General features: G+C 39.0%; 25 protein-coding genes. 13 read left to right on the top strand and 12 right to left on the bottom strand.

Features of this window, described 5'->3' with window-relative positions; translation table 11 throughout:
- Window positions 1-373: 373 nt before the first annotated feature.
- The 3 genes from SOI76_RS14245 to fabB all read right to left on the bottom strand — a co-directional run bounded on the left by SOI76_RS14245 (window position 374) and on the right by fabB (window position 2796).
- The gene (locus SOI76_RS14245) at window positions 374-934 is read right to left on the bottom strand and encodes a hypothetical protein (protein ID WP_104080173.1); all 561 of its coding nucleotides are present in this window, start codon (window positions 932-934) and stop codon (window positions 374-376) included.
- A gap of 161 nt (window positions 935-1095) precedes the next feature.
- Window positions 1096-1548 (bottom strand): protoporphyrinogen oxidase HemJ, encoded by a 453-nt coding sequence (gene hemJ, locus SOI76_RS14240; RefSeq protein ID WP_016142013.1) that lies wholly within the window; start codon window positions 1546-1548, stop codon window positions 1096-1098.
- A gap of 18 nt (window positions 1549-1566) precedes the next feature.
- A complete protein-coding gene (gene fabB / locus SOI76_RS14235) occupies window positions 1567-2796 on the bottom strand; it encodes a beta-ketoacyl synthase N-terminal-like domain-containing protein (RefSeq protein WP_032054245.1) in 1230 nt (409 codons plus the stop codon).
- Between the two features lie 299 nt (window positions 2797-3095).
- Between fabB and SOI76_RS14230 the strand changes: the two genes are divergently transcribed.
- The 8 genes from SOI76_RS14230 (at window position 3096) to rimI (ending at window position 11990) form a co-directional block, all read left to right on the top strand.
- Window positions 3096-4415, top strand: coding sequence for an EcsC family protein (locus SOI76_RS14230; RefSeq protein WP_205668453.1), 1320 nt, complete (start codon window positions 3096-3098; stop codon window positions 4413-4415).
- 201 nt (window positions 4416-4616) lie between these two features.
- The gene (gene rpsL / locus SOI76_RS14225) at window positions 4617-4991 is read left to right on the top strand and encodes a 30S ribosomal protein S12 (protein ID WP_002050319.1); all 375 of its coding nucleotides are present in this window, start codon (window positions 4617-4619) and stop codon (window positions 4989-4991) included.
- A 160-nt stretch (window positions 4992-5151) separates the two neighbouring features.
- The gene (rpsG, locus tag SOI76_RS14220; RefSeq protein ID WP_001138055.1) at window positions 5152-5622 is read left to right on the top strand and encodes a 30S ribosomal protein S7; all 471 of its coding nucleotides are present in this window, start codon (window positions 5152-5154) and stop codon (window positions 5620-5622) included.
- Window positions 5623-5799: 177 nt separating this feature from the next.
- Window positions 5800-7938, top strand: coding sequence for an elongation factor G (gene fusA, locus SOI76_RS14215; protein ID WP_016142010.1), 2139 nt, complete (start codon window positions 5800-5802; stop codon window positions 7936-7938).
- Window positions 7939-8033: 95 nt separating this feature from the next.
- Window positions 8034-9224, top strand: a complete 1191-nt coding sequence (gene tuf, locus SOI76_RS14210; RefSeq protein ID WP_016142009.1) for an elongation factor Tu — start codon at window positions 8034-8036, stop codon at window positions 9222-9224.
- Window positions 9225-9428: 204 nt separating this feature from the next.
- Window positions 9429-10310 (top strand): metal-dependent hydrolase, encoded by an 882-nt coding sequence (locus SOI76_RS14205; RefSeq protein ID WP_104079267.1) that lies wholly within the window; start codon window positions 9429-9431, stop codon window positions 10308-10310.
- Window positions 10311-10544: 234 nt separating this feature from the next.
- Complete coding sequence (locus SOI76_RS14200) at window positions 10545-11420, top strand: metal-dependent hydrolase (protein ID WP_104079268.1); 876 nt, start codon at window positions 10545-10547, stop codon at window positions 11418-11420.
- Window positions 11421-11528: 108 nt separating this feature from the next.
- Window positions 11529-11990, top strand: a complete 462-nt coding sequence (gene rimI, locus SOI76_RS14195; RefSeq protein ID WP_104079269.1) for a ribosomal protein S18-alanine N-acetyltransferase — start codon at window positions 11529-11531, stop codon at window positions 11988-11990.
- Here the strand turns inward: rimI and SOI76_RS14190 are convergent.
- The 3 genes from SOI76_RS14190 to trxB all read right to left on the bottom strand — a co-directional run bounded on the left by SOI76_RS14190 (window position 11976) and on the right by trxB (window position 14612).
- Entirely contained in the window at window positions 11976-12791 is an 816-nt protein-coding gene (locus tag SOI76_RS14190; RefSeq protein ID WP_004703325.1) for an arginyltransferase, read from the bottom strand. The two genes, rimI and SOI76_RS14190, sit on opposite strands and share 15 nt — an antisense overlap.
- An 18-nt stretch (window positions 12792-12809) precedes the next feature.
- Window positions 12810-13541 carry a leucyl/phenylalanyl-tRNA--protein transferase gene (gene aat, locus SOI76_RS14185; protein WP_104079270.1) on the bottom strand — a complete coding sequence of 244 codons (732 nt, stop codon included), beginning with the start codon at window positions 13539-13541 and terminating at the stop codon, window positions 12810-12812.
- Window positions 13542-13664: 123 nt separating this feature from the next.
- Window positions 13665-14612, bottom strand: coding sequence for a thioredoxin-disulfide reductase (gene trxB / locus SOI76_RS14180; protein WP_104079271.1), 948 nt, complete (start codon window positions 14610-14612; stop codon window positions 13665-13667).
- A 269-nt stretch (window positions 14613-14881) separates the two neighbouring features.
- Here trxB and ftsK point away from each other — a divergent pair, with 269 nt between their 5' ends.
- Both ftsK and rhtC read left to right on the top strand, forming a co-directional pair.
- A complete protein-coding gene (gene ftsK, locus SOI76_RS14175) occupies window positions 14882-17926 on the top strand; it encodes a DNA translocase FtsK (RefSeq protein ID WP_104079272.1) in 3045 nt (1014 codons plus the stop codon).
- A gap of 149 nt (window positions 17927-18075) precedes the next feature.
- Complete coding sequence (gene rhtC / locus SOI76_RS14170; protein ID WP_104079273.1) at window positions 18076-18696, top strand: threonine export protein RhtC; 621 nt, start codon at window positions 18076-18078, stop codon at window positions 18694-18696.
- A gap of 41 nt (window positions 18697-18737) precedes the next feature.
- On the opposite strand, the gene SOI76_RS14165 is transcribed toward rhtC, so the two are convergent.
- The 6 genes from SOI76_RS14165 to yihG all read right to left on the bottom strand — a co-directional run bounded on the left by SOI76_RS14165 (window position 18738) and on the right by yihG (window position 23101).
- Window positions 18738-19025 carry a PA4642 family protein gene (locus tag SOI76_RS14165; RefSeq protein ID WP_104079274.1) on the bottom strand — a complete coding sequence of 96 codons (288 nt, stop codon included), beginning with the start codon at window positions 19023-19025 and terminating at the stop codon, window positions 18738-18740.
- Window positions 19026-19108: 83 nt separating this feature from the next.
- A complete protein-coding gene (gene minE / locus SOI76_RS14160) occupies window positions 19109-19381 on the bottom strand; it encodes a cell division topological specificity factor MinE (protein WP_000896934.1) in 273 nt (90 codons plus the stop codon).
- A 2-nt stretch (window positions 19382-19383) separates the two neighbouring features.
- Window positions 19384-20196 (bottom strand): septum site-determining protein MinD, encoded by an 813-nt coding sequence (minD, locus tag SOI76_RS14155; protein WP_016142001.1) that lies wholly within the window; start codon window positions 20194-20196, stop codon window positions 19384-19386.
- A 66-nt stretch (window positions 20197-20262) separates the two neighbouring features.
- Window positions 20263-20991 (bottom strand): septum site-determining protein MinC, encoded by a 729-nt coding sequence (minC, locus tag SOI76_RS14150; RefSeq protein ID WP_005075304.1) that lies wholly within the window; start codon window positions 20989-20991, stop codon window positions 20263-20265.
- A 120-nt stretch (window positions 20992-21111) separates the two neighbouring features.
- Complete coding sequence (locus SOI76_RS14145; RefSeq protein ID WP_104079275.1) at window positions 21112-22158, bottom strand: hypothetical protein; 1047 nt, start codon at window positions 22156-22158, stop codon at window positions 21112-21114.
- 16 nt (window positions 22159-22174) lie between these two features.
- Entirely contained in the window at window positions 22175-23101 is a 927-nt protein-coding gene (yihG, locus tag SOI76_RS14140) for an acyltransferase (RefSeq protein ID WP_104079276.1), read from the bottom strand.
- A gap of 246 nt (window positions 23102-23347) precedes the next feature.
- On the opposite strand from yihG, the gene yiaD reads away from it, so the two are divergent.
- The 3 genes from yiaD (at window position 23348) to dut (ending at window position 26710) form a co-directional block, all read left to right on the top strand.
- Window positions 23348-24001, top strand: coding sequence for an OmpA family lipoprotein (gene yiaD, locus SOI76_RS14135; RefSeq protein WP_005070886.1), 654 nt, complete (start codon window positions 23348-23350; stop codon window positions 23999-24001).
- 193 nt (window positions 24002-24194) lie between these two features.
- Complete coding sequence (gene rep / locus SOI76_RS14130) at window positions 24195-26234, top strand: UvrD-helicase domain-containing protein (RefSeq protein ID WP_005070868.1); 2040 nt, start codon at window positions 24195-24197, stop codon at window positions 26232-26234.
- A 23-nt stretch (window positions 26235-26257) separates the two neighbouring features.
- The gene (gene dut / locus SOI76_RS14125; RefSeq protein ID WP_002121799.1) at window positions 26258-26710 is read left to right on the top strand and encodes a dUTP diphosphatase; all 453 of its coding nucleotides are present in this window, start codon (window positions 26258-26260) and stop codon (window positions 26708-26710) included.
- Window positions 26711-26721: the final 11 nt, after the last annotated feature.

Here is a 26721-nt window from a genome sequence, read left to right as displayed (position 1 = left end):
CTAGATCATAACGAATATAGATACACACAGTGTTGATTTTTATGGATATAATTTTTCAACGATGTGTATGATACGATAGTAAACAATTAAAATAGTAAACAAAAATGTCAAGATCAATAATATATACCAATCCCATATTTTCTGCGTAAAAATAACGAGATTTTCTGTATAGAATAGAAACAGGCTTCATTATTTTTATCGTTTGTATACTGCCTTATCACAAGCTAATTTGGAATAAGCCTGTTCTATTTTTTTCAATAATTTGAATTGAATAAGCGCACTTTTATAGTTTAGATAAGTATTTCTGTTTTATAAGAATTCTCATTTACATTACGCACGAAATGTTACGTTCAAAGCGAGATTGATTATTTAGTTACAAATGAAGTTGAGGTGAACAGATAATATTCGGGATTTTTCCAGAGCAAATGTCGCGCGCAATTTCGCCTTGCTGTTCAATATTATACGTACTAAATGCTTTATCAGGGTGGTAGGTATATTTGTAGGGATTGTAACTTTTAAAGCTCAGGTAATAAGCTGATTGTAATAAAGCACCTTTAAGTAGTACATGAATACCTTTTTGATATTGCATGACGTGTGTGAGTTCGTGAATAAAAATACCCTGCATAAACTTGGATTCTAGAGCGTAATTTTCGCTGTAATCAGCAGGATTGACATAAATATTCCCATTTGGGGCCATGAAAATACCGCAACTCTGCCAAGGGAGGTAGCGCGTAGCAATAATTTTAGGCCGTTCGCAATCAAGCATGTCGCCGAAAACCATTTGTGCCAATAATTTTTCTTGACTAGTCAAATGTCTAATCGGATAGTTTTTTAAGTGACGGAAAATAAAAAGTGTAATAAGAATAAATGGTGTATGGATTAAGCGTTTAAAGGCATTAAAAATTAGCATAGCTTTGCCATTAAATGAGTTCATCTATTTCTTTAGCATAGTATAGATTAGGTATTGCTAAATAAAGAGGTAGGGTATTGATTAATTTTATAGTTCTGTTTTGAAAAATATAATTGTTTGAATAGATTGTGCATTTTATTAAGATGAATAAAAGAATTCTTGGATAAGAAAAGCAAAAGCCCCAGTTAAAACTGAGGCTTTACAACAACTAAAATCACAACAGCAAATAAAATTAAGGTTGGCATTTCATTAAAGAATCGCCAGAACTTATGTGATTTATAGTGAGCATTTCCGATGAGCTTTTTACGATAATAGCCACATACCAAATGGTAAATCACTAATAAAGCCACTAATCCAACTTTGAGGTAAAACCATGTGGCTTGATGATAATGTCGAGTTGCATCACCCCAATCTACTAGGAAATGCGCGGTTATTAATGTAGCAATCATCGAAGGCCACATAATTCCACGGTACAACTTACGTTCCATTACCTCAAAGCGTTGATGACTTGCAGCATCTTCACTCATAGCATGATAAACATATAGACGTGGTAAGTAGAACAAAGCAGCGAACCAACAAACCACGGCAATAATATGTAATGCTTTTACCCACAAAAAAGCATCAGAAGGTGCATCCATCGATAATCCTAGGTGGGATTATGCATCCCACTTCTTGAAAATAAGGCAAGCGTTAACACCGCCAAAGCCAAAACTGTTACTCATTACAGTATTCAATTTTGCATCACGTTTTTCAAGTACGATATCAAAAGGTTTTGCGCCTTCATCAAGTTCAGTCACGTTGATGTTTGGTGCAATAAAGTCATTTTGCATCATTAGTACAGAGTAAATAGCTTCTTGTACACCGGCTGCACCCAAGCTATGGCCTGTCATCGATTTGGTCGAGCTAAGAGGAGGTACCTTACCTTCACCAAATGCACGTTCCATTGCTTTAAGTTCGGTAATGTCACCCGCTGGAGTAGAAGTACCATGTGTATTTACATAGTCAATTTTTTCTACGCCATGTTGCTTAGCTTCTTCAAGTGCCATTAATACACAACGTGTAGCACCTTCGCCGCTTGGAGCAACCATGTCTGCACCATCACTGTTAGCAGCATAACCAACAACTTCAGCTAAAATGTTCGCACCACGTGCTTGTGCATGCTCAAGTGATTCAAGTACTACGAAACCACCACCGCCAGCAATAACGAAGCCGTCACGGTCTGCTGAATATGGGCGAGATGCTGTTTCTGGAGAGTCGTTATATTTTGAGCAAAGTGCGCCCATTGCATCAAACAATAAACTTTGAGACCAGTGATCTTCTTCGCCGCCACCAGCAAGCATAAGATCTTGTTTGCCAAGTTGAATCAAGTTGTACGCATAACCAATTGCATCTGCAGAAGTTGCGCAAGCACTTGTAATAGTATGTGAAATACCTTGTAGTTTAAATGCAACACCGACGTTTGCAGTAATGGTGTTTGACATGTTACGCGGTACGAAGAATGGGCCTACTTTACGTGCACCTTTAGTTTCTAATAATTCTGTCATTTCAACAACAGAAGCAGTTGAACCACCACCTGAACCACCTGCAATACCATAACGTGGATTACCGCTAAGTTGCTCAGGAGTAAGTCCTGCATGTTCAACTGCAGCTACAGCAGCGTTGTAAGCATACATCGCACATACGCCCATAAAGCGTTTTAATTTACGATCGATATTATCAAAATCTTGGTCTGCAGCAGCGCTAACATGACTTTTAAAATTGAGTTCAGCATAAGTTGGGTTAAAACGTGTCCCGGAGATTCCATTTTGAAGTGAGTGAGTAACTGCTTCTAAAGAGTTACCGATACATGAGTTAATACCCATACCAGTGATTACAACACGTTTCATCTACAGGTCCCTTTATGGTGATATTAAGAGTCTATCGTGTTCAACAGCTATGAAAATGAATAGGAGAATATAGCTGTAAGAAAACGAGACTCATGTTTTTCGTTGTTAACATGATAGCAGAAAGGTTTTTTATTTCTTATGGCAAATCTTTATGACAATTTTACATTTAAAAAAAATAACCAAATACATAGTATGTTGCATTTAGGGTTAACTAAAATACACACATTCAAGTTGAGATAAATCCACATTCCACCTAGTATTTATCTCTAATTAGATAAATTAAAAAATCGAGGTACTTGATGACAAAATTTAATAATAATCAATCTGACAATTTGTTTTCTCAGGTCTTCGGAGTGGCTAAAAAGCTCAGTTCTACAGGATTGAGTATCTTGCAACAGAACCAATCAGGTGACGTCAGTAAGGTAATTGAACCCATCCCAACTGGAAAAACTGTTGAAGGTAGATCGAGAACAAAAAGCCCATTTGAAGTTGAGCAATATGAAAGTCCTCAACAAATGCTAAGAGAACATTTACCAAAAGTCACACGTCAGGTATTTGGTCGACATTTTAAAAAAGTAAATGGCGTTGCCACTTTTCTTTCACCGGATTGGGATGAAAAAATCTCAGGCTATTTATTTGATTGGCTAAATGACTTTAGTTCAAAAAGTACCTTAACTGAAAAAATCCTAGAAGAAGCGGGAGCTAAAGATTTATTTGAATTAACTAAAGATACAGGCCGTTCTCAACGTTTAAGTCAGGCACTTATTGAACAAAACAAGCTTATTGCGACTGTACAGGGTGCAATTACAGGTATCTCTGGTGTTGTGGGTGCAGCTGTAGATATTCCAGTTTCATTGGTTTTGGTTTTAAGAACTATTTATCAAACAGGAAGATCACATGGCTTCGATCTTTTAGAAGCTACTGATCAAGATGTTGTAGAGTTTATTTTTAAAGAAGTTGATATTAGTCTCATCGCCGAAAAGCAAACTCTTTTATTGGCTTTGAAAACCTTACGAAACATGTTGGAAACCCAAGATATTCATCAATTTCAGCAAGTGTTGGGTTCAACCACAGATATAGACACTTTAAAAAATTGGCTGGTAAATGAAGACGGCGAGTTTAAATGGGATTGGTTAAACCGTATTCCTAAATTGTCTGCTTTTAGTAAATTTACCCCCGTTGCTGGTGCTGTTTTAAGCGCAGTGTATAGCTGGAAATTACAAGAAGATGTAGGTCATAAAGCTCAAGCAATTTTCGGAGCTGCAAGACACTATTTAAATGAACATCCAAGTGAGCATTTATCTCCGCTACAGGCTTATTATGCTGCCGTTACACTCATCCAAAAAGCGAGCCCAAGACTTTTAAATGTAGGCGAAGATGGCAATATTCATGCTGCTCATCATCATAAAGTAGAAAATCATAATGTGATTTCAAAAGTTTCTATTGTGTTAAAGCCTACCGAAAGCGAAAAGAGTGAAGAGAAAATTCAGGAAAATGTTCATCAGGGCCTCGAAAAACTTGCTGACAAGCATGTAGCAGAACATGAGCATACGGAGCAAAAGCCTGCTCTAACTCCTGAAGATGATGACGAGATAGTGGAAGATAAAAAATACTCTTAACAATGCCCTTACAAAGAGGAGGTTTAAAAAGTGAAACTAACCTCCATTTAAATTTGTAAATCGTCCTGTCAAACATTGATATGGTCAACATTTGGTAATGTATTGCCGTGTTGACCATTTTTGCATCTTGGCTTACAATTATGTGCCCTTAAAAAGAGGTATTTTCTTTTTAAGGTTTTTTAATAACGGGAGAATTGCCATATGGCAACAACGAATCAGTTGATCCGTAAGGGTCGTACGACTTTGGTTGAAAAATCCAAAGTTCCTGCGTTGAAGGCTTGTCCACAACGTCGTGGTGTTTGTACACGTGTTTATACAACTACACCTAAAAAACCTAACTCAGCTATGCGTAAGGTTTGCCGTGTTCGCTTAACTTCAGGTTTTGAAGTATCTAGCTATATCGGTGGTGAAGGCCATAACTTACAAGAGCACAGTGTTGTTCTTATCCGTGGTGGTCGTGTTAAAGACTTACCGGGTGTACGTTACCATACCGTTCGTGGCTCATTAGACTGTGCTGGTGTTAAAGATCGTAATCAATCACGTTCTAAATACGGTACTAAGCGTCCTAAGAAGTAATTCTAGGAAACTAGTCGAATAAGCCCTTTAGCGTTTCGCTTGTTTGAATTCTTCATAGATTTGTAATTCAAGCGACGTATAGTAAGGCCAGCGTCGTGTACATGACACTTGTACAAACTGCTGGATCATCCTGAAGTGTCATATTATTAGGTGTATTAAAATGCCAAGACGTCGCGTAGTCGCTGCTCGTGAGATCCTTCCAGATCCAAAATTTAGCAGCCAAACAATCGCTAAATTCATGAACCACGTAATGCAAGATGGTAAAAAATCGATTGCAGAAAGTATCGTTTACGGTGCTTTAGAACGCGTTCAAGAAAAAAACAAAGTAGACCCAGTTGAATTTTTCGAGACTACTCTTGAAAAAGTTCGTCCTATGGTTGAAGTAAAAGCACGCCGTGTTGGTGGTGCTACTTATCAAGTACCTATGGAAGTACGCCCATCCCGTCGTACTGCCTTAGCTATGCGTTGGTTAGTAGATGCTGCTGCTAAGCGTTCTGAAAAAACGATGGCTTTACGTCTTGCTGGTGAGTTGCTTGATGCAGCTGAAGGTAAAGGTGCAGCAATCAAAAAACGTGAAGATGTGCACCGTATGGCTGAAGCTAACAAAGCCTTCTCTCACTACCGTTTCTAAGCGGATAAAACAGGCCTTATTCAGGAGAATATTCATGCGTACAGCAGCTCGATTCAACATTGCTCTCTATCAAAGTGGGGGCTTTGCAGGTATTTAAGTTGCCTGTTTGGATATTCGCGCGCATCAATTTAATTGGTGCGTCCTGTTTTAAATATAACATTTAGGAATGTAGACATCATGGCTCGCCAAACCCCAATTACTCGTTACCGTAACATCGGTATTTCTGCGCACATTGACGCAGGTAAAACAACTACAACAGAACGTATTTTGTTCTACACAGGTGTATCTCACAAGATTGGTGAAGTACACGACGGTGCAGCAACAATGGACTGGATGGAACAAGAGCAAGAGCGTGGTATTACAATTACCTCTGCTGCTACAACTTGTTTCTGGTCTGGTATGGGTAACCAATTCGAACAACACCGTATCAACGTAATTGACACCCCGGGACACGTAGACTTCACAATCGAAGTTGAACGTTCTATGCGTGTTCTTGACGGTGCATGCATGGTTTACTGTGCTGTAGGTGGTGTACAACCTCAGTCTGAAACTGTATGGCGTCAAGCGAACAAATATAAAGTGCCTCGTTTAGCATTCGTGAACAAGATGGACCGTACTGGTGCAAACTTCTTCCGTGCTGTTGAGCAAGTTAAAACTCGTTTAGGTGGTAATCCTGTACCTATCGTTGTGCCAATTGGTGCTGAAGATACATTCCAGGGTGTTGTTGACCTTATCGAAATGAAAGCGATTATCTGGGATGAAGCATCTCAAGGTATGAAGTTTGAATATGCTGATATCCCAGCTGACCTAGTTGATACTGCTCAAGAATGGCGTACAAAAATGGTTGAAGCTGCGGCTGAAGCTTCTGAAGAGTTAATGGACAAGTACCTTGAAGAAGGTGATCTTTCTAAAGAAGAGATCATTGCAGGTCTACGTGCTCGTACATTAGCTTCTGAAATTCAAGTAATGCTTTGTGGTTCTGCATTCAAGAACAAAGGTGTTCAACGTATGTTGGATGCTGTAATTGAATTCTTACCATCACCTACAGAAGTTAAAGCGATCGAAGGTATCCTTGACGACAAAGACGAAACTAAAGCGTCTCGTGAAGCATCTGACGAAGCTCCGTTCTCTGCGCTTGCGTTCAAAATCATGAACGACAAATTCGTAGGTAACTTAACATTCGTACGTGTTTACTCTGGTGTTCTTAAACAAGGTGATCCAGTTTATAACCCAGTTAAAGCTAAGCGTGAACGTATCGGTCGTATCGTGCAAATGCATGCGAACGAACGTCAAGATCTTGATGAAATCCGTGCAGGTGATATCGCAGCGTGTGTAGGTCTTAAAGACGTTACAACTGGTGATACATTATGTGATGAGAAAAACATCATTACTCTTGAGCGTATGGAATTCCCAGAGCCAGTAATTTCATTGGCTGTTGAACCAAAAACTAAAGCAGACCAAGAAAAAATGTCTATCGCTTTAGGTCGTTTGGCTAAAGAAGATCCATCGTTCCGTGTTCGTACAGATGAAGAATCTGGTCAAACAATTATTGCTGGTATGGGTGAGCTTCACCTTGATATCATTGTTGACCGTATGAAGCGTGAATTCGGTGTTGAAGCTAACATTGGTAAACCAATGGTTGCTTACCGTGAAACGATCAAAAAGTCTGTTGAACAAGAAGGTAAGTTCGTACGTCAAACTGGTGGTAAAGGTAAGTTTGGTCACGTATATGTACGTCTTGAGCCGCTTGATGTTGAAGAAGCTGGTAAAGAATACCAATTCGTTGAAGAAGTTGTTGGTGGTGTAGTACCTAAAGAATTCTTTGGCGCGGTTGACAAAGGTATTCAAGAACGTATGAAGAATGGTGTATTGGCTGGTTACCCTGTTGTTGGTATTAAAGCGACATTATTCGATGGTTCTTACCATGACGTCGACTCTGACGAATTATCGTTCAAAATGGCAGGTTCTTATGCCTTCCGTGATGGTTTCATGAAAGCGGATCCTATCCTTCTTGAACCTATCATGAAAGTTGAAGTAGAAACTCCAGAAGACTACATGGGCGATATCATGGGTGACTTAAACCGTCGTCGTGGTATGGTTCAAGGTATGGACGATCTTCCTGGTGGAACAAAAGCAATTAAAGCAGAAGTTCCTCTTGCTGAGATGTTTGGTTACGCGACTCAAATGCGTTCTATGTCTCAAGGTCGTGCGACTTACTCTATGGAATTTGCTAAATACGCTGAAACTCCACGTAACGTGGCTGAAGGCATTATCGCTAAATTCCAATCTGGCGGTAAAAAAGGTGACGACGAGTAATCTTTCGATTACTATAAGCCCAAACTAATTTCTTAGTTAAAAACCAAGTGCTCATGGGGTGACCCTCCATGAGTAGTTTATAAAGGAAGATCATCATGGCTAAAGCCAAGTTTGAACGTAATAAGCCACACGTAAACGTGGGCACAATCGGTCACGTTGACCATGGTAAAACAACTTTAACTGCTGCGATTGCAACTATTTGTGCAAAAACTTACGGCGGTGAAGCGAAAGATTACTCACAAATCGACTCAGCACCTGAAGAAAAAGCACGTGGTATTACAATTAATACTTCACACGTAGAATACGATTCTCCAATTCGTCACTACGCGCACGTTGACTGCCCGGGCCACGCCGATTACGTTAAAAACATGATTACTGGTGCTGCTCAGATGGACGGCGCGATCCTTGTGTGTGCTGCGACTGACGGTCCAATGCCACAAACTCGTGAACACATCCTTCTTTCTCGTCAGGTTGGTGTACCTTACATCATCGTATTCTTGAACAAGTGTGACCTTGTTGATGATGAAGAATTACTTGAATTAGTAGAAATGGAAGTTCGTGAACTTCTTTCTACTTATGACTTCCCAGGTGATGACACTCCAGTTATCCGTGGTTCTGCGCTTAAAGCGTTGGAAGGCGATGCTGGTCAATATGGCGAGCCTTCAGTTCTTGCTCTTGTTGAGGCGCTTGACTCTTACATCCCAGAACCAGAACGTGCTATCGACAAAGCATTCTTAATGCCAATCGAAGACGTATTCTCAATTTCTGGTCGTGGTACTGTAGTAACAGGCCGTGTAGAAGCTGGTATCGTTAAAGTTGGTGAAGAAGTAGAGATCGTTGGTATTAAAGATACAGTTAAAACAACTGTAACTGGCGTAGAAATGTTCCGTAAACTTCTTGACGAAGGCCGTGCAGGTGAGAACTGTGGTATCTTACTTCGTGGTACTAAGCGTGAAGACGTACAACGTGGTCAAGTACTTGCTAAACCAGGTACAATCAAGCCGCACACTAAATTCGACGCAGAAGTATACGTACTTTCTAAAGAAGAAGGTGGTCGTCACACTCCATTCTTAAATGGTTACCGTCCACAGTTCTACTTCCGTACAACTGACGTAACTGGTGCAATCCAATTACAAGACGGCGTTGAAATGGTAATGCCAGGCGACAACGTTGAAATGTCAGTAGAATTGATCCACCCAATCGCAATGGACCCAGGTCTACGTTTTGCGATCCGTGAAGGTGGTCGTACTGTAGGTGCTGGTGTTGTTGCGAAAGTAACTGCATAATCACTTTCAGTGAAAAAAAGCGCTCTTTTTAGAGCGCTTTTTTTATACTTAATTGTCTAACAATCCCTATAAAAGCTGGCCTTAACTGATATTTCAATGTCCTTATTTCCCCTTAATCCTTTTTATTAACTTTGTATGATAAGAATCAAGAAAACGAACAATAAAGTTTGGGTAACTAAGGTTACTTATTAAGGAGCTTTGGGTATGAATGCTAAAGTGAATATTACGAATCGTGCAGGCGCAAGCTTTCCAGTACGTCGTATGAATTTTGACTTTAATGATGTACCAGAATATTGGATGAATGGTTCTGCTGGACTTACACATTTTATGACTGCATTGTCAGCATTGTTTCCAGCTGGTGAGAAATTCTTTATAGATAGTGTACGAGCAGTACGTTACCACCCAGCTATTAAAGATGATGAAGCACTCCAAAAAGAGATTAGTGCTTTCATTGGGCAAGAAGCAATGCATACTCAAGAGCATGTGAACTTTAATGCCTCTGCTCAAAAGTTTGGTCACGATGTAGAAACGTTAGAGAAATTTACCGATACGGCGATTCAAACAGCAATTAAAGCTTTCGTAAAAATTGTTAAACCTTTCGGTATGACAAAAGAAATGGTTGACCTGACTGCTACGACGGCCCTTGAACATTTTACCGCTACTATTGCTTCTCAATTATTGGTTAATAAGCACATTCAAGAGCTTATGACAGATGAGACAATGTCAACAATGTGGTATTGGCATGCTATTGAAGAAAATGAGCATAAAGCCGTAGCTTTTGATGTATACGAAGGTGTATTTGGTAAGGGTGTAAAAGCTTATGCTTTACGAACCAGCTCTTTAGTGTTTGCTATGACTTTAATCTTTTTGATCCAGTCATCTTTTGTGCTTCGTTTATTAAAGCAAGACAATAAATTAACTTTATCTGAAATATCAGTAATTTATAAATACGGATATAGCCCATCTAAAGGTATTATTAGTGGTATGGCTAAGGAAATGTTAGCTTACTTTAAACCTGGTTTTCATCCAAATGATCTAGATACCGTGGGCCTATTGAAAAACTGGAAGGCAAAATTAGGTTTATAATTTCAATTCATGATTTATAAAGGACCACTATTGGTCCTTTTCTTATTTTCTATATCTAGTCCAACGAGAGAGGTCCTAGGTTTTGCACCTTTATGTGTCTATGAATGACCTCATCTGATATTTCTCTGTCCTCATCTGCACTTAATTGGTACGTTGAAAGACGTATGATTATAAATATTAAGAAAATAAATAAAGTTATATGTGAATTAGCTATTCACTTAAAAGGAGTCTGAGATGAATGCTAAGGTAAATATTTCCAATCGTGCTGGTGCTAGTTTTCCTGTGCGTCGTATGGACTTTGAATTTGCTCAGGTCCCACGCTATTGGGCGAATTATGATGCAGCATTAACACATTTTATGACAGCATTATCAGCCCTTTTTCCTGAGGGCGAACAGTTCTTTGTAAATAGTACGCGTGCTGTTCGAAATGATCCAAAGCTTGCTGATCCAGATCTTCAAAAAGAAATTAGTGCTTTTATTGGTCAAGAAGCGATGCATTCGAAAGAGCATTTAGCATTTAATGCTTCAGCACAGGCTTATGGTTATGATGTGCGCCATATGGAAAAGCAAACTGGAAAAGTCATTAAGATGGGTACAGCTGTTGTAACCAAATTAATGAAACCTTTTGGCTATACCAAAGAAATAATTGATTTGACTGGAACATGTGCACTAGAACATTTTACATCGACCATTGCAGCTGAACTTTTACAAAATCCTGAAATTCAGGCTATGTTCCAAGATGACACTATGTATCATCTGTGGATGTGGCATGCAGTTGAAGAAAATGAACATAAAGCTGTGGCATTTGATGTGTATACAAGCATGTATGGGCAAGGTCCGAAAGCTTACTTTATGCGTTCAACAGCTTTGATTATTGCAATGGCATTAATCTTCGCAACTCAATCTTATTTTACTGCGAAGTTACTTAAGACTGATGATAAATTAACTTGGAAGGATACGAAGTACATGCTTAAGTTCATGTATGGCCGTAAAGGTTTTATGACTCGTCAAATTCCAGAACTACTTGATTTTTTAAGACCAAAATTTCATCCAAATGATTCGGATACCGCAGCATTGTTGGCAACGTGGCGTGAAAAATTAGGTCTTTAAAATTACTTTAAAAAAGGACAATTCAATTGTCCTTTTTTTTTTGCTCGTTTTTTCTTGGGAAGTTTTTATAATACGCACTACTTTAGAATCTTCATTGCGTTGAGACTCATGATTCGCATTATGCAAAACACTGATGTTGATATTGTTGTTCAAATTGAAAAATCAGTTCAAACCCATCCCTGGTCAAAACAGCAATTTATTGAATCTTTGAATTCTTATCAATGCACAGTGATTGAGTCACAAAACAGAGTGGTTGGGTTTTGTATTTTACAGCCCGTTTTAGATGAGGCGAATTTATTGCTCATGGCAATTGATCCTAAAATGCAAGGGCAGGGTTTAGGGTATGAGTTATTAAATGCATCGATTGAAAAATTAGAAAATCAGCCAGTGCAAATTTTTTTAGAAGTACGTGAAAGTAATAAAGCCGCTATCGGCTTATATGAAAAAACAGGCTTTCACCAAATTGACCTGCGTCGCAATTATTATCCTACCCAAGATGGTGGGCGGGAACATGCGGTCATTATGGTAAAAACCTGTACAGATGATTTCGCATCTTTATTTAATGATTAAATTATTCCATTCAGAAGGTAACGTTGTCATAAGAGATGTACCTAGCTGTTGAATTTCTTCTGGTGACAATGATCGGTTTAAACGACGCCATTGTCCATCAAGTAGAAGTTCTAAAGGGGTATATTGAGATTTATAGTTCATTTTGGCTGAATGCGGTACCCAATAGCCTAAATAAAGGTACTCTAAACCGAGCGATTTAACATATTCAATTTGGTTAAGAATAGAATACACACCAAGTGATCTGCGATGCTCATCGGGATCAAAGAATGTATAGACAGCCGATAGTCCATCATCCATTAAATCACAAGTAGAAACACTAATAAGCCGATTGTCTTTCCAAAGCTCAAGAAAAAAACTATCTGTGCAGCTATGTACTAAAAACTTTTCAAACTGATCTAAGCTCGGAGGAAACATATCACCATCTGCATGGCGTTCATTAATGTAGCGTTCGTATAAATCATAATGAATTTGTGCTGCTTGTCGCGTAGGCAGAACAGTCATGGTGAGATCTTGATTACGTTTCCATGCTTTTTTTTGCATGCTATTCATTTGAAAATCGGCAACTGGAACACGACAAGACAAACATTGTCTACATAAGTGACATTCAGGGCGATAAACAAAGTCGCCACTACGGCGAAACCCTAAACGAGAAAGTTCTGAAAGAGTGACCACATCAATTCGATGGATGGGGTCTAAAAATACCATGCGTGCAGATTTATTTTCTAAATAGCTGCAATCATGAGGCGGAGTAATATAATACTGCAGATCATTTAAAAGGGACTTCGGGTGATATGATTTCATGATTGGTCCCTCCTGTTATCATTCCATTAATTTTGCATCTAATGCTATTGTTTTACTTGAAAATACACGTTCTTGATACTTTTTCCAATTGATAGAGGGGTGAATAATTACATCTTGTAACGATTTTAAGTAGTCTTGACGAGAAAGTGTACTGGCTCCCAGACTAATTAAGTGACTGTTTACGAGTTGGCAGTCTATCCATGGTAGCTGATTTTCTTGTCCAATGAGCATTAATGTATAAAAAGCCATTTTTGAAACATCGGTTTCGTTGCTAAACATTGACTCACCAAAACATCCTTTGCCAATCGTAACACCGTATAAACCTCCTACAAGATCCTCTTCTTGCCATACTTCAATACTGTAACCATAACCAGCATTAAACATCTCACAGTAGCCTTGAATAATATCTTCACTAATCCATGTTTCGTCTGCATAACTTCTTGGCAAAGAGCAAGAGCGAATAACTTGTTCAAAGGCATGATTAATCGTGATTGCATAGTCATATTTTTTCATATTTCTCAGTAATGACTTGCTAGGCTTGTAGTTTTGAGGGTATATCACGCAACGAGGCTCAGGACTCCACCAACAAATAGGTTCATCTTCATTAAACCAAGGAAAAAGACCATGTGTATAAGCTTCATATAGGGTAGAAGGGGAGAGGTCCGCTCCGATACAAATTAAACCATGCCCATCTGGATCGGCTTCAATGGGATCAGGAAAAATGAATTGGGAAAGTGGAAGTGTATTCATAAAAACAAAATAAGATGAGCTTTAAGGTTATGCTATAAAAATTAATATATGTCAGCTAGTCATTATTATAAAAAAACAGCCGTTATAAGAACGGCTGTTTTAAAAACTCTAGAAATCTATGATTTAAAGATTATCTAGATATTTTTCTGCATCTAGAGCAGCCATACAGCCTGACCCAGCAGAAGTAATTGCTTGACGGTAAATACTATCCGCGACATCACCAGCAGCAAAAACACCAGCTACAGAAGTTGCTGTTGCATTACCAGAAGTACCGCTTTGTACTTGGATATAGCCATCACGTAAGTTTAATTGACCATCAAACATTCCAGTATTCGGTTTGTGGCCAATTGCAACGAATAGACCATGAACCTCTACGTCTTGCTTAGAATCATCTTGAGTTGATTTTAGGCGAACACTGGTTACGCCAGTATTGTCACCCAATACTTCTTCAACTTCGTGGTTCCAGATAATGCTGATTTTGCCTTCTTTTTCTTTGGCAAATAAATGATCTTGCAAAATCTTTTCAGAACGTAAAGTATCACGGCGATGTACTAACGTTACATGTGAAGCAATATTTGATAAATAAAGTGCTTCTTCAACAGCAGTGTTACCACCACCAACAACCATTACTTTTTGGTTTTTGTAGAAGAAACCATCACATGTTGCACATGCGCTTACACCTTGACCCATAAAGTTTTGTTCAGACTCTAGACCAAGATATTGAGCTGTAGCACCAGTTGCAATAATCAAAGCGTCACATGTGTATTCTTCCATGTCACCTTTTAAAACAAAAGGACGTACATTTAAATCCACTTCGTTAATATGGTCATAGACGAGTTCTGTACCAAAGCGTTCAGCATGTGCTTGCATACGATCCATTAATGCAGGACCTGTTAAACCTTCAGGATCGCCCGGCCAGTTGTCAACTTCGGTTGTTGTTGTAAGTTGCCCACCTAGTTGTAAACCTGCAATTAAAGTAGGTTTAAGGTTTGCACGTGCTGCATATACAGCTGCACTATAGCCCGCAGGGCCAGAACCGAGAATAATTAACCGAGAATGACGAACACTCATTGAGGGTATCCTTATTTATTTCGAGAATTTTGAAAATTATACGTGAATTTGCCGACCAATAGCGTGAAATCGATGTGGATAATATTGATCAGGTCAATCGAATTAAGTTATATAACAATATAGAAGTGCCTTATGTTAACAACAACTGTAAAGAATCATGCACCTTTTTTGTAAGAACAAGTGCATAATATAAAGTTCATTCGTTGAAGATCTAAAATGTAGTTCTTCACATCTCTAAACCAATAATTAAATGGGTTACAGGACAGTATATGACTGCGGTGTCAAGTGTTTATGCACAGCGCTTATTGATGACATTATTCTTGGTTTCTTTTGGTATTTATATGTTCCTGGCAACAGTAACATATACACCATTTGATCCGGGCTGGATGCATATTTCCAGTGATACTCAGCAAGTATCCAATGCAAGCGGTATTGCTGGCGCATGGATTGCAGATTTGCTGTTTGGTTTTTTAGGATGGGCAAGTTTGCTTATTCCAATTTTCCTTTTCATTGAAGCAATTCAGGTTTGGTGGCCACGTAGTTTCCTAAACCGCCCATTTCGTTATGCTGCCCAATTCTTCTTAATTCTAGTTGTGTCTAGCCTGCTTTATTTACACTGGAATGTGCCGGCAGATACTTTAGATAATGCAGCTGGAGGAATTATTGGTTATGAGCTAGGTCAAAGCCTATCTCAATTGTTAACAATTTATGGTGCGACCTTATTTTTACTGGTTTTCGGGGTAGTCTTGTTTACACTTGCATTTGGGGTGCAATGGAGTAAAACATGGGTTACGCTCAAAGCCACACCAAGTTATTTACAAGATTTATTTTATAAGAATGTATCTCCGAGTGAGTCGGATTATGACTTAACAACTCAACCTGCCAACAAAGCAGCAGCTGTTAAAGTTGCACAAAATGCAGAGACAAATGCGAATGCTTCAGATGAGAAAGAGATATCAGCTCCATCTGAAACAGCTCAACCTCAAGCAACAACACGACATGATGCTGTTGCTGAGCGTTTATTTGCAGATGTGTTAGCGAAAGAGCAGAGCCGTCCTGAACCTGTAGCAGAGGCGCCAGTTGTTAATACTCAAAACTTTGAGCATACGCTTGAGCAAGCCCATAAACTTGAAAAAGATAGTCAACGTTTAGTTGCGACTGGCGAAGTATGGCGTGCTTTACAGCGTGATGATGCAAGTCATAAGCAAGAAATTGATGCGCTTTTAAGAGCAGCTGACGACTCAATAGAACAAGTTCCTGCTCATGAGCAATTCCAGCAAACCATTTCCCAAGTGAATCAGAATCAGCCTACACCTAAACAAGACTTACATGGTCTTGATTGGAATGATGATGAGATTTTTGATGAGTTGCTTGCTGCGGTTCCAAACAGTAAAACTGCAACAGATGTGCATACACCATTTGTTCAAGACCAACATATAGAAGCAGAAACAACTTCGCACTCTGTGAGTATTGCGAATGAAACATCTTTACCTTTATCGAATGTAAATCAATCACCTAAAAATTTAGCAAACGAACAAGTCTTTGAAGATTTTGATGATTTATTAATAGATGAAGACATTGCTCCAGCCGAACCTGTAAGAGCAAGTAGTTATGCGCAATCTTCAGCATTTGTAAAAGCTCCTATTCAAACGACTATTCAGGCCGACAAACTTTCAAAAGAAGAGTTTATTGAAGCTTGGCAGGAGACTGCTGGAAAACCCCAGGAAAATTCTGATTTTGATGAAGACGATTTCGATTTTGATGCGCCGTTAACAGATGCATCAGGCCGCCCAATGTCTCGTGCAATGCAAGTTGCCAAAAAACGTTTGGATTTGCCAACGTTGCCTGGACTTGATCTACTCGATAAGGTCGATCCAAATAAGAAAGTCAATTTTACTGAAGAGCAACTTTCACGTTTGTCTGAGTTACTTGAAATTAAATTGCAAGAATTTAACGTTAAAGCTCAGGTGGTAGAGGCTCAACCAGGACCAGTTGTTACTCGTTTTGAGTTAGATTTAGCACCGGGTGTGAAAGCTTCTAAGGTAACGAATATCTCACGTGACTTGGCGCGTTCAATGTCGATGGCATCTGTCCGTGTGGTCGAAGTCATTCCTGGTAAACCATATATTGGTATTGAAGTACCAAACAGTGCCCGTGAAATGGTACGTTTGATTGAGTTATTGGAAACACCGACATATCGAGACCCAAGTGCATTAATTAGTATGGCGATGGGTAAAGATATTTCAGGTAATCCTGTACTCACTGATTTGGCGAAAGCACCGCATATGTTGGTTGCTGGTACGACAGGTTCTGGTAAGTCAGTTGCAGTAAACTCGATGATTTTATCGATGTTACTTAAATATACGCCTGACCAATTACGTTTAATTTTAATCGATCCAAAACAGCTCGAACTTGCAAACTATAATGATATTCCACATTTATTAACTCCAGTCGTTACTGACATGAAAGATGCGGTAAGTGCGTTAAACTGGTGTGTGAATGAAATGGAACGCCGTTATAAGCTTATGTCGTTCCTAAAAATTCGTAAATTAAGTGACTATAACCGTAAAGTTGAAGAAGCGATTGCGAATGGTGAAGACTTAATTGATCCGACTTGGAAGCCAAGTGATTCTGCGACACAAGAACGTGCACCTCGTTTAACGCCATTACCATCTATTGTGATTGTTGCGGACGAGTTCGCCGACATGATTATGCAGGTGGGTAAAAAAGCAGAAGAAATGATTACTCGTTTGGCGCAAAAATCTCGTGCTGCTGGTATTCATCTATTGCTTGCGACTCAACGTCCCTCTGTTGATGTTATTACCGGTTTGATTAAAGCCAATATTCCAACGCGTGTAGCACTACGTGTAAACAGTAAAATTGACTCGCGTACTATTTTGGATGCAGGTGGTGCTGAAGACTTGTTAGGTCACGGTGATATGCTGTTTTTAGGACCAGGTAAAATTGAGCCAGAACGTGTACATGGTGCTTTCATTAGTGATGATGAAGTAAACCGTATTTGTGATGCTTGGCGTGAGCGTGGCGAGCCTGATTATATTGATGAAATCTTGACTCCATTTGATGAAGAGCCTGCATCACGTGGCTTTGAAGAGGGTGAGGGTGGTTCTGACCGAGATGCACTCTATGATCAATGTGTGTCATTCGTATTAGAAACTCGAAAAGCGTCTACATCTTCGCTACAGCGTAAATTTAGCCTTGGTTATAACCGTGCCGCTCGTATCATTGATCAAATGGAAGAGAACGGCATTGTGAGCTCAATGGGCCCTAATGGTAAGCGGGATATTCTAGTTTAATACGTATAATTTAAGCCTCTTCGGAGGCTTTTTTATAACTTAAATAAAGTGAACCTATTTATAAATGACTTAAAGATTTTATCGTCTAGTAAAAAATGCTAATGTATTTTCCCTAAATAAATAACAATGAATTAAATCAGGAGAAAGACATGCTATTAGCTCTGATTACTTTAGCCTTTATTCACTTTTGCGCACTTATTACTCCTGGGCCTGATTTTTTCCTTGTATCTCAAACTGCCATTAGCCGGTCTCGTAAAGACGCTATGCTGGTCGTTGCTGGTATAACGGCGGGTGTTATGTTTTGGGCGTGCTTAGCACTGATGGGATTAAATCTTATATTTGAGAAAATGGCTTGGTTAAAGCAAGGATTGCTCATTGCTGGTGGCTTATATCTATGTTGGTTAGGCTATCAGATGCTACGTTCGGCTTTTTCAAAAAATCAGCAAGAGGGCAATGTTGCTGTTGAGCTCCCAAAAGCACCTTACTTATTTTTTATTAAAGGCTTGATAACCAATCTATCAAATCCGAAAGCTGTTATTTATTTTGGTAGTGTTTTCTCTTTATTTTTAGCCAATCCTCAACTTGATCAGGTTCACTGGCTACTCTTTATTATTGTTACAGTCGAGACAATTTTATGGTTCTGCTTTGTGACTTTTATTTTTTCATTACCGAGTTTTAGAGCAGCTTATCGTAATTTTTCAAAATGGATTGACGGTATTTCAGCAGGTATTTTTACTGTGTTTGGTATTTTCCTAATTGGTAATCGATAAATTCAAATAAGAAAAAAGCCTCTTTAAGAGGCTTTTTATTTTTAAGCAAACTTTGCTAGAACTTCTAAAAATAGTGCTGATTGACGCGGAAACTTAGCAATTACGTCGTGGATGCGTTGGCCTTCAGGGTCTTTGGCATTAATATCACGTCCGTCTGCAATAAATTGCTTTAATAGACGCTCATAGTCTGTTGGGCGCATATGTTTGAAAGCATGGTAGAGCACATGAAAATCTGCATTCACACCACTTGGAGGAAGTTGGTTGAGGTAGGCAAAAACACGCTCATCGGACCATTCTTCATTGAAAGTTGCTGGCTGTGATAATGCCATGACAATCTCCTCATTTTAAAAAAGGCAAAATAACTTGCGTTATTTTGCCTTGATTCTGATTTATTGAATAGTCAGAAATAGAATTATCGTTCTTCAGGTAAATTGATATTCATTTCTAACATTTCGATATTAGCTTCAGAGCGAACTTGCATTTGGATATGCTGTTCACCTACACCGCTAACATAACGACTAACCACTTGCATGATTTCTTTTTTCATCTGATCAATTTTGTCTTGGCTTAAACGGCGGCCTAAACCTTGTTCAGAAGCAACAATAACTTTCAAACGATCTTTGGCAGTTTGAGCACTTGATGGTTTTTCTTCGCTGCTAAATAATTTACTCCAGAATCCTGCCATATCTACGCTCCAAATAGTCGTGCTAACCAGCCTTTAGGTTGAGCTGTGATGTGTCGATAAGGACGGTCTTCGCCAAGGAAGCGTGCAACCAAATCATCATACCCCTGACCAGCTTTAGTTTCTGAATACAGAATAACTGGCTTACCTTCGTTTGATGCTTGTAATACACTTGGACATTCTGGAATAACACCTAATGTCGGTACGCGTAAAATATCTTTAGAAATATCATCAATTGTCAGCATTTCCTGACGGTCAGCACGTTCCGGGTTAAAACGTGTAATACATAAATGTTTACGTATACGTCCTTCGTTGTGTTCAACTTTCTTGGTTTTACTATCTAACATACCAATAATACGGTCAGAGTCACGTACTGAAGAGATTTCAGGGTTTGTTACAATGATTGCTTCATCTGCATGATACATGGCTAAAATTGCACCACGTTCGATCCCCGCAGGTGAATCACAAATAATGTAATCAAATTCTTGAGATAGCTCATCAATAACACGAGCAACACCATCGTCGCTCAACGCATCTTTATCACGTGTTTGTGAAGCCGGTAAAATATAAAGGTTTTCGATATCTTTATCGCGAATAAGGGCTTGCTGCAAACGTGCTTCGTTATTAATAACATTAACAAAATCATAAACAACACGACGCTCACAACCCATAATCAAATCAAGGTTACGTAAGCCTACATCAAAATCAATCACAACAGTTTTATGACCACGAAGGGCTAAACCTGTTGCAAAAGATGCGCTCGTTGTAGTTTTACCTACACCACCTTTGCCTGATGTTACGACAACAATTTTGGCCACCGAATCCACTCCTATTATGGTCATACACCCTTAAAAGGGCTGTTTTTTGGTGATTTGCTTAATAAATTAAAGTTCTAGAGCTTCAAATTCAAGCTCTTGCTTTTCATTTAAATAAATATGTACTGGTTTTTTTACCACATGTTTAGGGATATCATCTGCGACGCAATACGTTCCGGCAATGGAAACGAGCTCAGCCTCTAAAGATTGGCAAAAAATGCGTGCAGCTGCGTGCCCGCCCGCACCAGCAATGACTCTACCACGAACTGTGCCATAAATATGTATATTTCCTGAAGCGATCACCTCGGAACCACTATTCATGCCAGCCTTTAAAATAATATCGCCGTTATCTTGTACAAGGGATTGGCCTGTACGCAAAATTTCATCATGATAAGAGGTAATATGAGCGACCGCTATCTTGTTTAGTGGTTTTTTTGTTTCTGCTGAAGACGAGGCAGGAGCTGTAGCAGGTTTTTCCACAATAGCCACTTGTTCAGCTGTCGCTTTAATGCGTTGTAATGGTTGATCTGCCGGTAAAACAGGGAATTGAATAGCGCGAGCCTCATCTCCTAAAATACCGTCGATTACCGCCATTGGTTGTAAACCCAAGCTCACCAGAAGTTGAATCAATGCAATTAACTCTTGCTCAACTGTACTGTCAATAATCACTAAAGTTCCTTGATAGGAACCTTCATTTAAAATATTTGATAATTGCTGGCGGATCACATCATGATCATTGGTATCGAAGGTTATCCTGCTAAAGTTAACCATTCTGCCGGTAATCCGTATATCAGCCATAAGTCTTCCTTCAAGGCGTTAAACGAGCTGTAATATCGTTAAGTTTATTGTAAATAGGGCAAATGCTAGAACAATTCGTGCCAATTCTCTAGCGTGATTCATAAAAAATTAAATAAATGCTTATTCTTTGATTCGATCATACTCCGCAAGGGTTTGTTGCCATTGTTTGACCTTGACTTGTTTACGTACAGACTCCAGTGTCTCGAACACGACAGATTCAACCAATTGCTCAAGCTGACGATTATTAATATTGATTTCACTTACTCTTTGAGAAATTAATTGATAAGTGGGATTTGGAGTATCTTGAGATCCCTCAATTAAAGGTTCAATTAAACCTGCACTAATATTTTCACCTAATCTTTGACCAATGCTTTGAATTTGCTGTTCAATGCGGCCCCCGACTAAAGGAATTAATCGTAATAATTGAGTTAGCTCAGGCGTATCAATAATGGCTTGATCTACAATTTTGCCCACACCTTTTGTAATGGCAGGCTTTTGTTCTTTTAAAGCGGTGGCTAAAGATTCTTGTAATAATGCAGTTAGAGTAACAGTAAATTGCTCACGATGATGATTAACTAAGTCGTGAATAATCTGTTTATGGCTAGAACTGGTTTCAAGTTCATATCTAATGCCATCAATCACGGTAATTACAACGCGGTCAGATAATTCTTCCATTACGACGCGATAATAAAATAGCCCAGTTTTTCGCCAGCTTTCAGGAACAACTGGATAGCCCAACTCATGTAAACGGTAAGCAATAATCCCAGCGCGGAATAAACGTAAAAAACGGAGCTGAGGAATAATAGCTAAAATTTCATACCAGTGAATAAACGGGAAAAAGAACCAACGCTTATGGTGCTTATTGATGATCGCAATGGCCCAGCGGACAAGTAGCTCAACAATTAAAAAACCAATAAACCAAGCTTCTGATGTAATCACCCACGGATGTAGTGAAGTACGATAAAAGCTGAGTACTTGGGGCAACTGAATATGTTCAAAGAACCATGCCCCAATACTGCTCATTAAAAAGAAATTAGTCGCAAGACAGAACAAGTTAAAAATGATAATAAACACCATAAAGATGTCGTAGACCAAAAACAGCTTAAATGAAAGGCTGTTTGGGTCTACATGATGGTATTTCGTTTTTTTCCCAGAACTGTTTTGCATAATAACGGGTGCTTTCTTAAATATTTGCAGTGGTATATTGAGACTTCATTTGCTCAATAAGTTGATCTTTTTCGGTCCAAATGTCATGAACCCATTGCTGAAAACGTTCACGATAAGCCGCGTCATCTTCATAGTTGCCGCCAAGTACCCATTCTGGAATTTCAATTTTACGTAAGTTAACCGCAATTTTAGAAACATCCCCAAGCCAGAAATCGCTATATCCCGGTACGCCATCAGGATAGACGATGGTCATATCAACTAGGGCATCGATTTTGTCACCCAAGATATTTAATGCAAGCGCCAAGCCACCTGCTTTGGGTTTTAGTAAATGCTTATAAGGGGATTTTTGCTGGTTATGTTTTTCTTGAGTAAAACGAGTCCCTTCCAAATAATTTAATAGTGTGAAGGGTTGACTTAAAAGCTGCTCACAAGCTTTACGTGCTTCCATCATGTCACGGTCTTTAAGCTCAGGATTTTTTGCAATCTGTTCTTTAGTGTGACGCTTCATCATTGGGAAGCCTAAAATTTTAAATGCTTGCCCAACAAAAGGAATAAAGATGAGTTCCCATTTAGTAAAGAAACGGGTAAGGGGCATACGGGTTAAACCAAAATATTGATTTACAGTTGTGTCAACCCAACTTTGATGATTACAAGTCATTAAATAACGACCTTGCATATTCAGATCAAGTCCTTCATCAATAGTAATGTCCCATTTTAGATTGGGTAGAACATGGTCAATTAACCAGTTATTTACCCCTAACCAGCTATTTGTAATTTGAATATTAGTTTCATCTATTTTTGATGATTTTTTTAAAAGCTTGGTCAGACCTAATGCAAGAACAGGAGGACCATGAAAAAAAGTACTTCCTGTAATGACTGTACCTACAGTGAGTCCACGTGTAATTTTTTTTAGCGCAGATTGTTTATTGGGTGCAGTTGACATATAAAAGACCCCGAATGTCTCAAATCCATAGAAAAGTTGTTCAACTATAACTGTCATAATATGAAATACAACGTTATCTTAGACAACAATGAAGAAATTGTGATGAGCTAGCATCTTAAAGTGCATCAAAATATTACAAAAACATAACTAAACTGTTTATTATTAACAAAATATCAATGTTTTATACTTCCTTTTTGTTTCATTATTCATTCAGACAACAAAACACACAAAGTGAGGAGGCATGCAATGCGTGCATTAGTTATTTCAACAGTGGTAGGGGCAGCAGTAGTTCTTTCTGGTTGTCAAACAACTGGTAATAATCTTGGTGGCGTTGAATACGATAAAGCCGCATTAGGTACTTTAATTGGTGCAGCAGCTGGTTATGGTATTTCTAAATCAAATGCAAACTCTAGCCGTCAAAACAACCGTGCTGCGGCAATTGGTGCAGTTCTTGGTGCTGCTGGTGGTGTATATCTTGACCAGAAAGAGAAAAAACTTCGTCAACAAATGGCGGGTACTGGTGTAGACGTTGGCCGTAACCCAGATGGTTCTGTTCAATTGATCATGCCTGGTAGCATTACTTTTGATACAAACAAATCAAACATCAAGCCAAACTTCTACGCAACTTTGAACAAAGTGGCTCAAACTTTGGCTGAAGATAACAAGAGTGCAATTCTTGTAACAGGTTATACTGATAACACTGGTAATGACTCTATCAACATTCCATTATCACAAGCACGCGCTCAATCAGTACGTAGTTATTTAGCTAGCCAAGGCGTATCTGCTAGCCGTATCGACGCGCAAGGTTATGGTTCATCTAACCCAATCGCAGATAACTCAACTGCATCTGGCCGTGAACAAAACCGCCGTGTAGAAATCAGCATTTATGCTAAACAATAAGATCTAGTTTATTGTTTCAAAAACCACCTTCGGGTGGTTTTTTTATGGGTGCAGTACAAGAAATAATCACGACATTCTGCGGCGCATAAATTGCATTATTAGACATCATTTATACATATCCGTAGATTTACTATTGGGATTCTAAAAAAGAGATGACTATAATCATGCTCGAAAAATTAAGAGGTAATACACGATGTCATCTGCCAGTCAATTGAACAACAAGCAAGAAGAAGCCATGAAATATACTCAGGGCCCTTTATTGGTGCTTGCTGGCGCTGGTTCAGGTAAAACATCGGTAATTACGCGTAAAATTGCCTATTTGGTGCAACATTGCCGTATTCCTGCGCATCGTATAACCGCGATGACCTTCACAAACAAAGCTGCACGTGAAATGAAAGAACGTGTGACTAAGCTTTTGTCGCGTGAAGAAGCAAAAGGTTTATCTGTTTCTACCTTCCATACTTTTGGTTTAAATCTTTTACGTTTAGAACTTAAAAATTTACCTTTAAAAGCTAATTTTTCGATTTTGGATGCAGACGACTGTAAACGTATTTTGATGGATTTGATGCATCGTGACAATTTGTCAGGTGCAGAGAGTAAAGAATTAATTGCCAAGGCAATGAAGAAAATTTCAGATTGGAAAAACGATCTGATTTTGCCAGAACAAGCACATTCGACTTGTGAAACACCGGAAGATGTCCAGTTTGCACATCTCTATCAACTTTATGAACGTAATTTACGTGCCTACAATGCCGTCGATTTTGATGACTTGATTGTTATGCCAACACGCTTATTGCAAGAAAATGCAGAAGTACGTGACAAGTGGCAAAACCGTGTCCGTTACTTATTGGTCGATGAATATCAAGATACCAATACGGCCCAATATATTTTGGTCAAACTGTTAGTCGGGGTAATGGGGCAGTTCACCGCGGTAGGTGATGATGACCAGTCGATTTACGCATGGCGTGGTGCTAAGCCTGAAAATATGGCATTGCTTAAACAAGATTTCCCAAATCTACATATTATTAAACTTGAACAAAATTATCGTTCGACCAGCCGTATTTTAAAAGCTGCCAACTGTGTGATTCAAAACAACCCACATATTTTTGACAAGAAATTGTGGAGTGATAAAGGGCATGGGGAAGTCATCCGAATCATTACATGTCGTAATGATGACGATGAAGCAGAACGCGTGGTAAAAGACTTACTGACTCATAAGCTGATGAACGGTAAGAACTGGAAAGATTATGCTGTGTTGTATCGCGGAAACTTTCAGGCACGTGTGTTAGAAACCCAGCTTCGTCAAATGCAAATTCCGTATAAACTCTCTGGCGGTACATCGTTCTTCGCCCGTGCAGAAATTAAAGACGTGATGAGTTACTTACGTCTTATTATTAATCCAGAAGATGACAGTGCTTTCTTACGAATTATTAATACGCCTAAACGTGCGATTGGCCCTGTTACTCTAGAGAAGCTCGGTTTATTCTCACAAGAAAATAATTTGTCTTTACTCGGTGCTTCTGCTGACCAGCGTTTAAGCATGGTGCTTCCTAAAAAGGCGGAAACACAGCTTCATGAGTTTGCCGACTTTATTGCGACATTTACGCGTGAATTGTTAGAAGATGATGAGCCTGTGCCTAAAGTTCGTCAAATGATGAATGAAGCGGGTTATATGGATTACGTTCGCGAACAGTCAGCAACACCTGCACAAGAGAAAAGTAAACTCGATAATATCGAGAACTTATTTACCAGTATTCAAAATCTGATTAATCGTGCAGAAGATGTTGATGAAAAGAATATTGAAAGTGTCATCCGAAAACTCGTTTTGCTCGATCTGTTAGAACAGCAGCAGGAAGAAGAAGATACAGACAAAGTTAACCTTCTTACTTTGCATGCAGCAAAAGGTCTGGAATTCCCATATGTGTACATTATGGGACTTGAAGAAGAACTATTGCCTCACAAGAACTCGATTGCAGCAGAAACCATTGAGGAAGAGCGCCGTCTCATGTACGTGGGAATTACACGTGCACGCCAAGGTTTAACGTTAACTCTAGCGGAACAGCGTAAAAATGGTGGACAGATGAAACAAATGACACCTAGCCGTTTCCTTGATGAGCTTCCGCAAGATGAGCTTGAGTGGTTAGGGCGTAAAAAGAAAATTGCGGCTAATGTTGACCCTAAAGAACAGGCTCAACAATATCTGGCAAATTTAAAAGCTTTATTAAAGCGTTAATTTTTTAATTTTTAGGAAATCCCATGAAAGTTCAAGTGAAATTGCTCGATCCGCGTTTAGGTAAAGAATGGCCTTTACCTTCATATGCAACAGCAGGTTCAGCGGGTTTAGATTTACGTGCCTGTTTAGATGAAGCAATTGATATTGAACCAGGACAAACTGTTTTAGTTAAAACAGGTATGGCAATTTATATTCATGATGTAAATTTTGCTGGTTTAATTTTACCGCGTTCCGGTTTAGGTCATAAACACGGTATCGTGCTTGGCAACTTAGTTGGTTTGATTGATTCGGATTATCAAGGTGAATTAATGGTTTCTGTTTGGAACCGTGGTCAAACCACATTCCGTTTAGAACCAGGTGAGCGTTTGGCACAATATGTTTTAGTACCAGTCGTACAAGCCGAATTTGAGCAAGTAGAAGAGTTTGAAGAAACTTTACGTGGTGCTGGTGGCTTTGGTCACACAGGTAAACAATAAGTTTTTTGAGA

It is taken from the genome of Acinetobacter pittii (assembly GCF_034064985.1).
GTDB lineage: Bacteria > Pseudomonadota > Gammaproteobacteria > Pseudomonadales > Moraxellaceae > Acinetobacter > Acinetobacter pittii_H.
The sequence above is the reverse complement of the archived record's forward strand: the minus strand, read 5'-3'. Positions and strand labels throughout refer to the sequence as shown.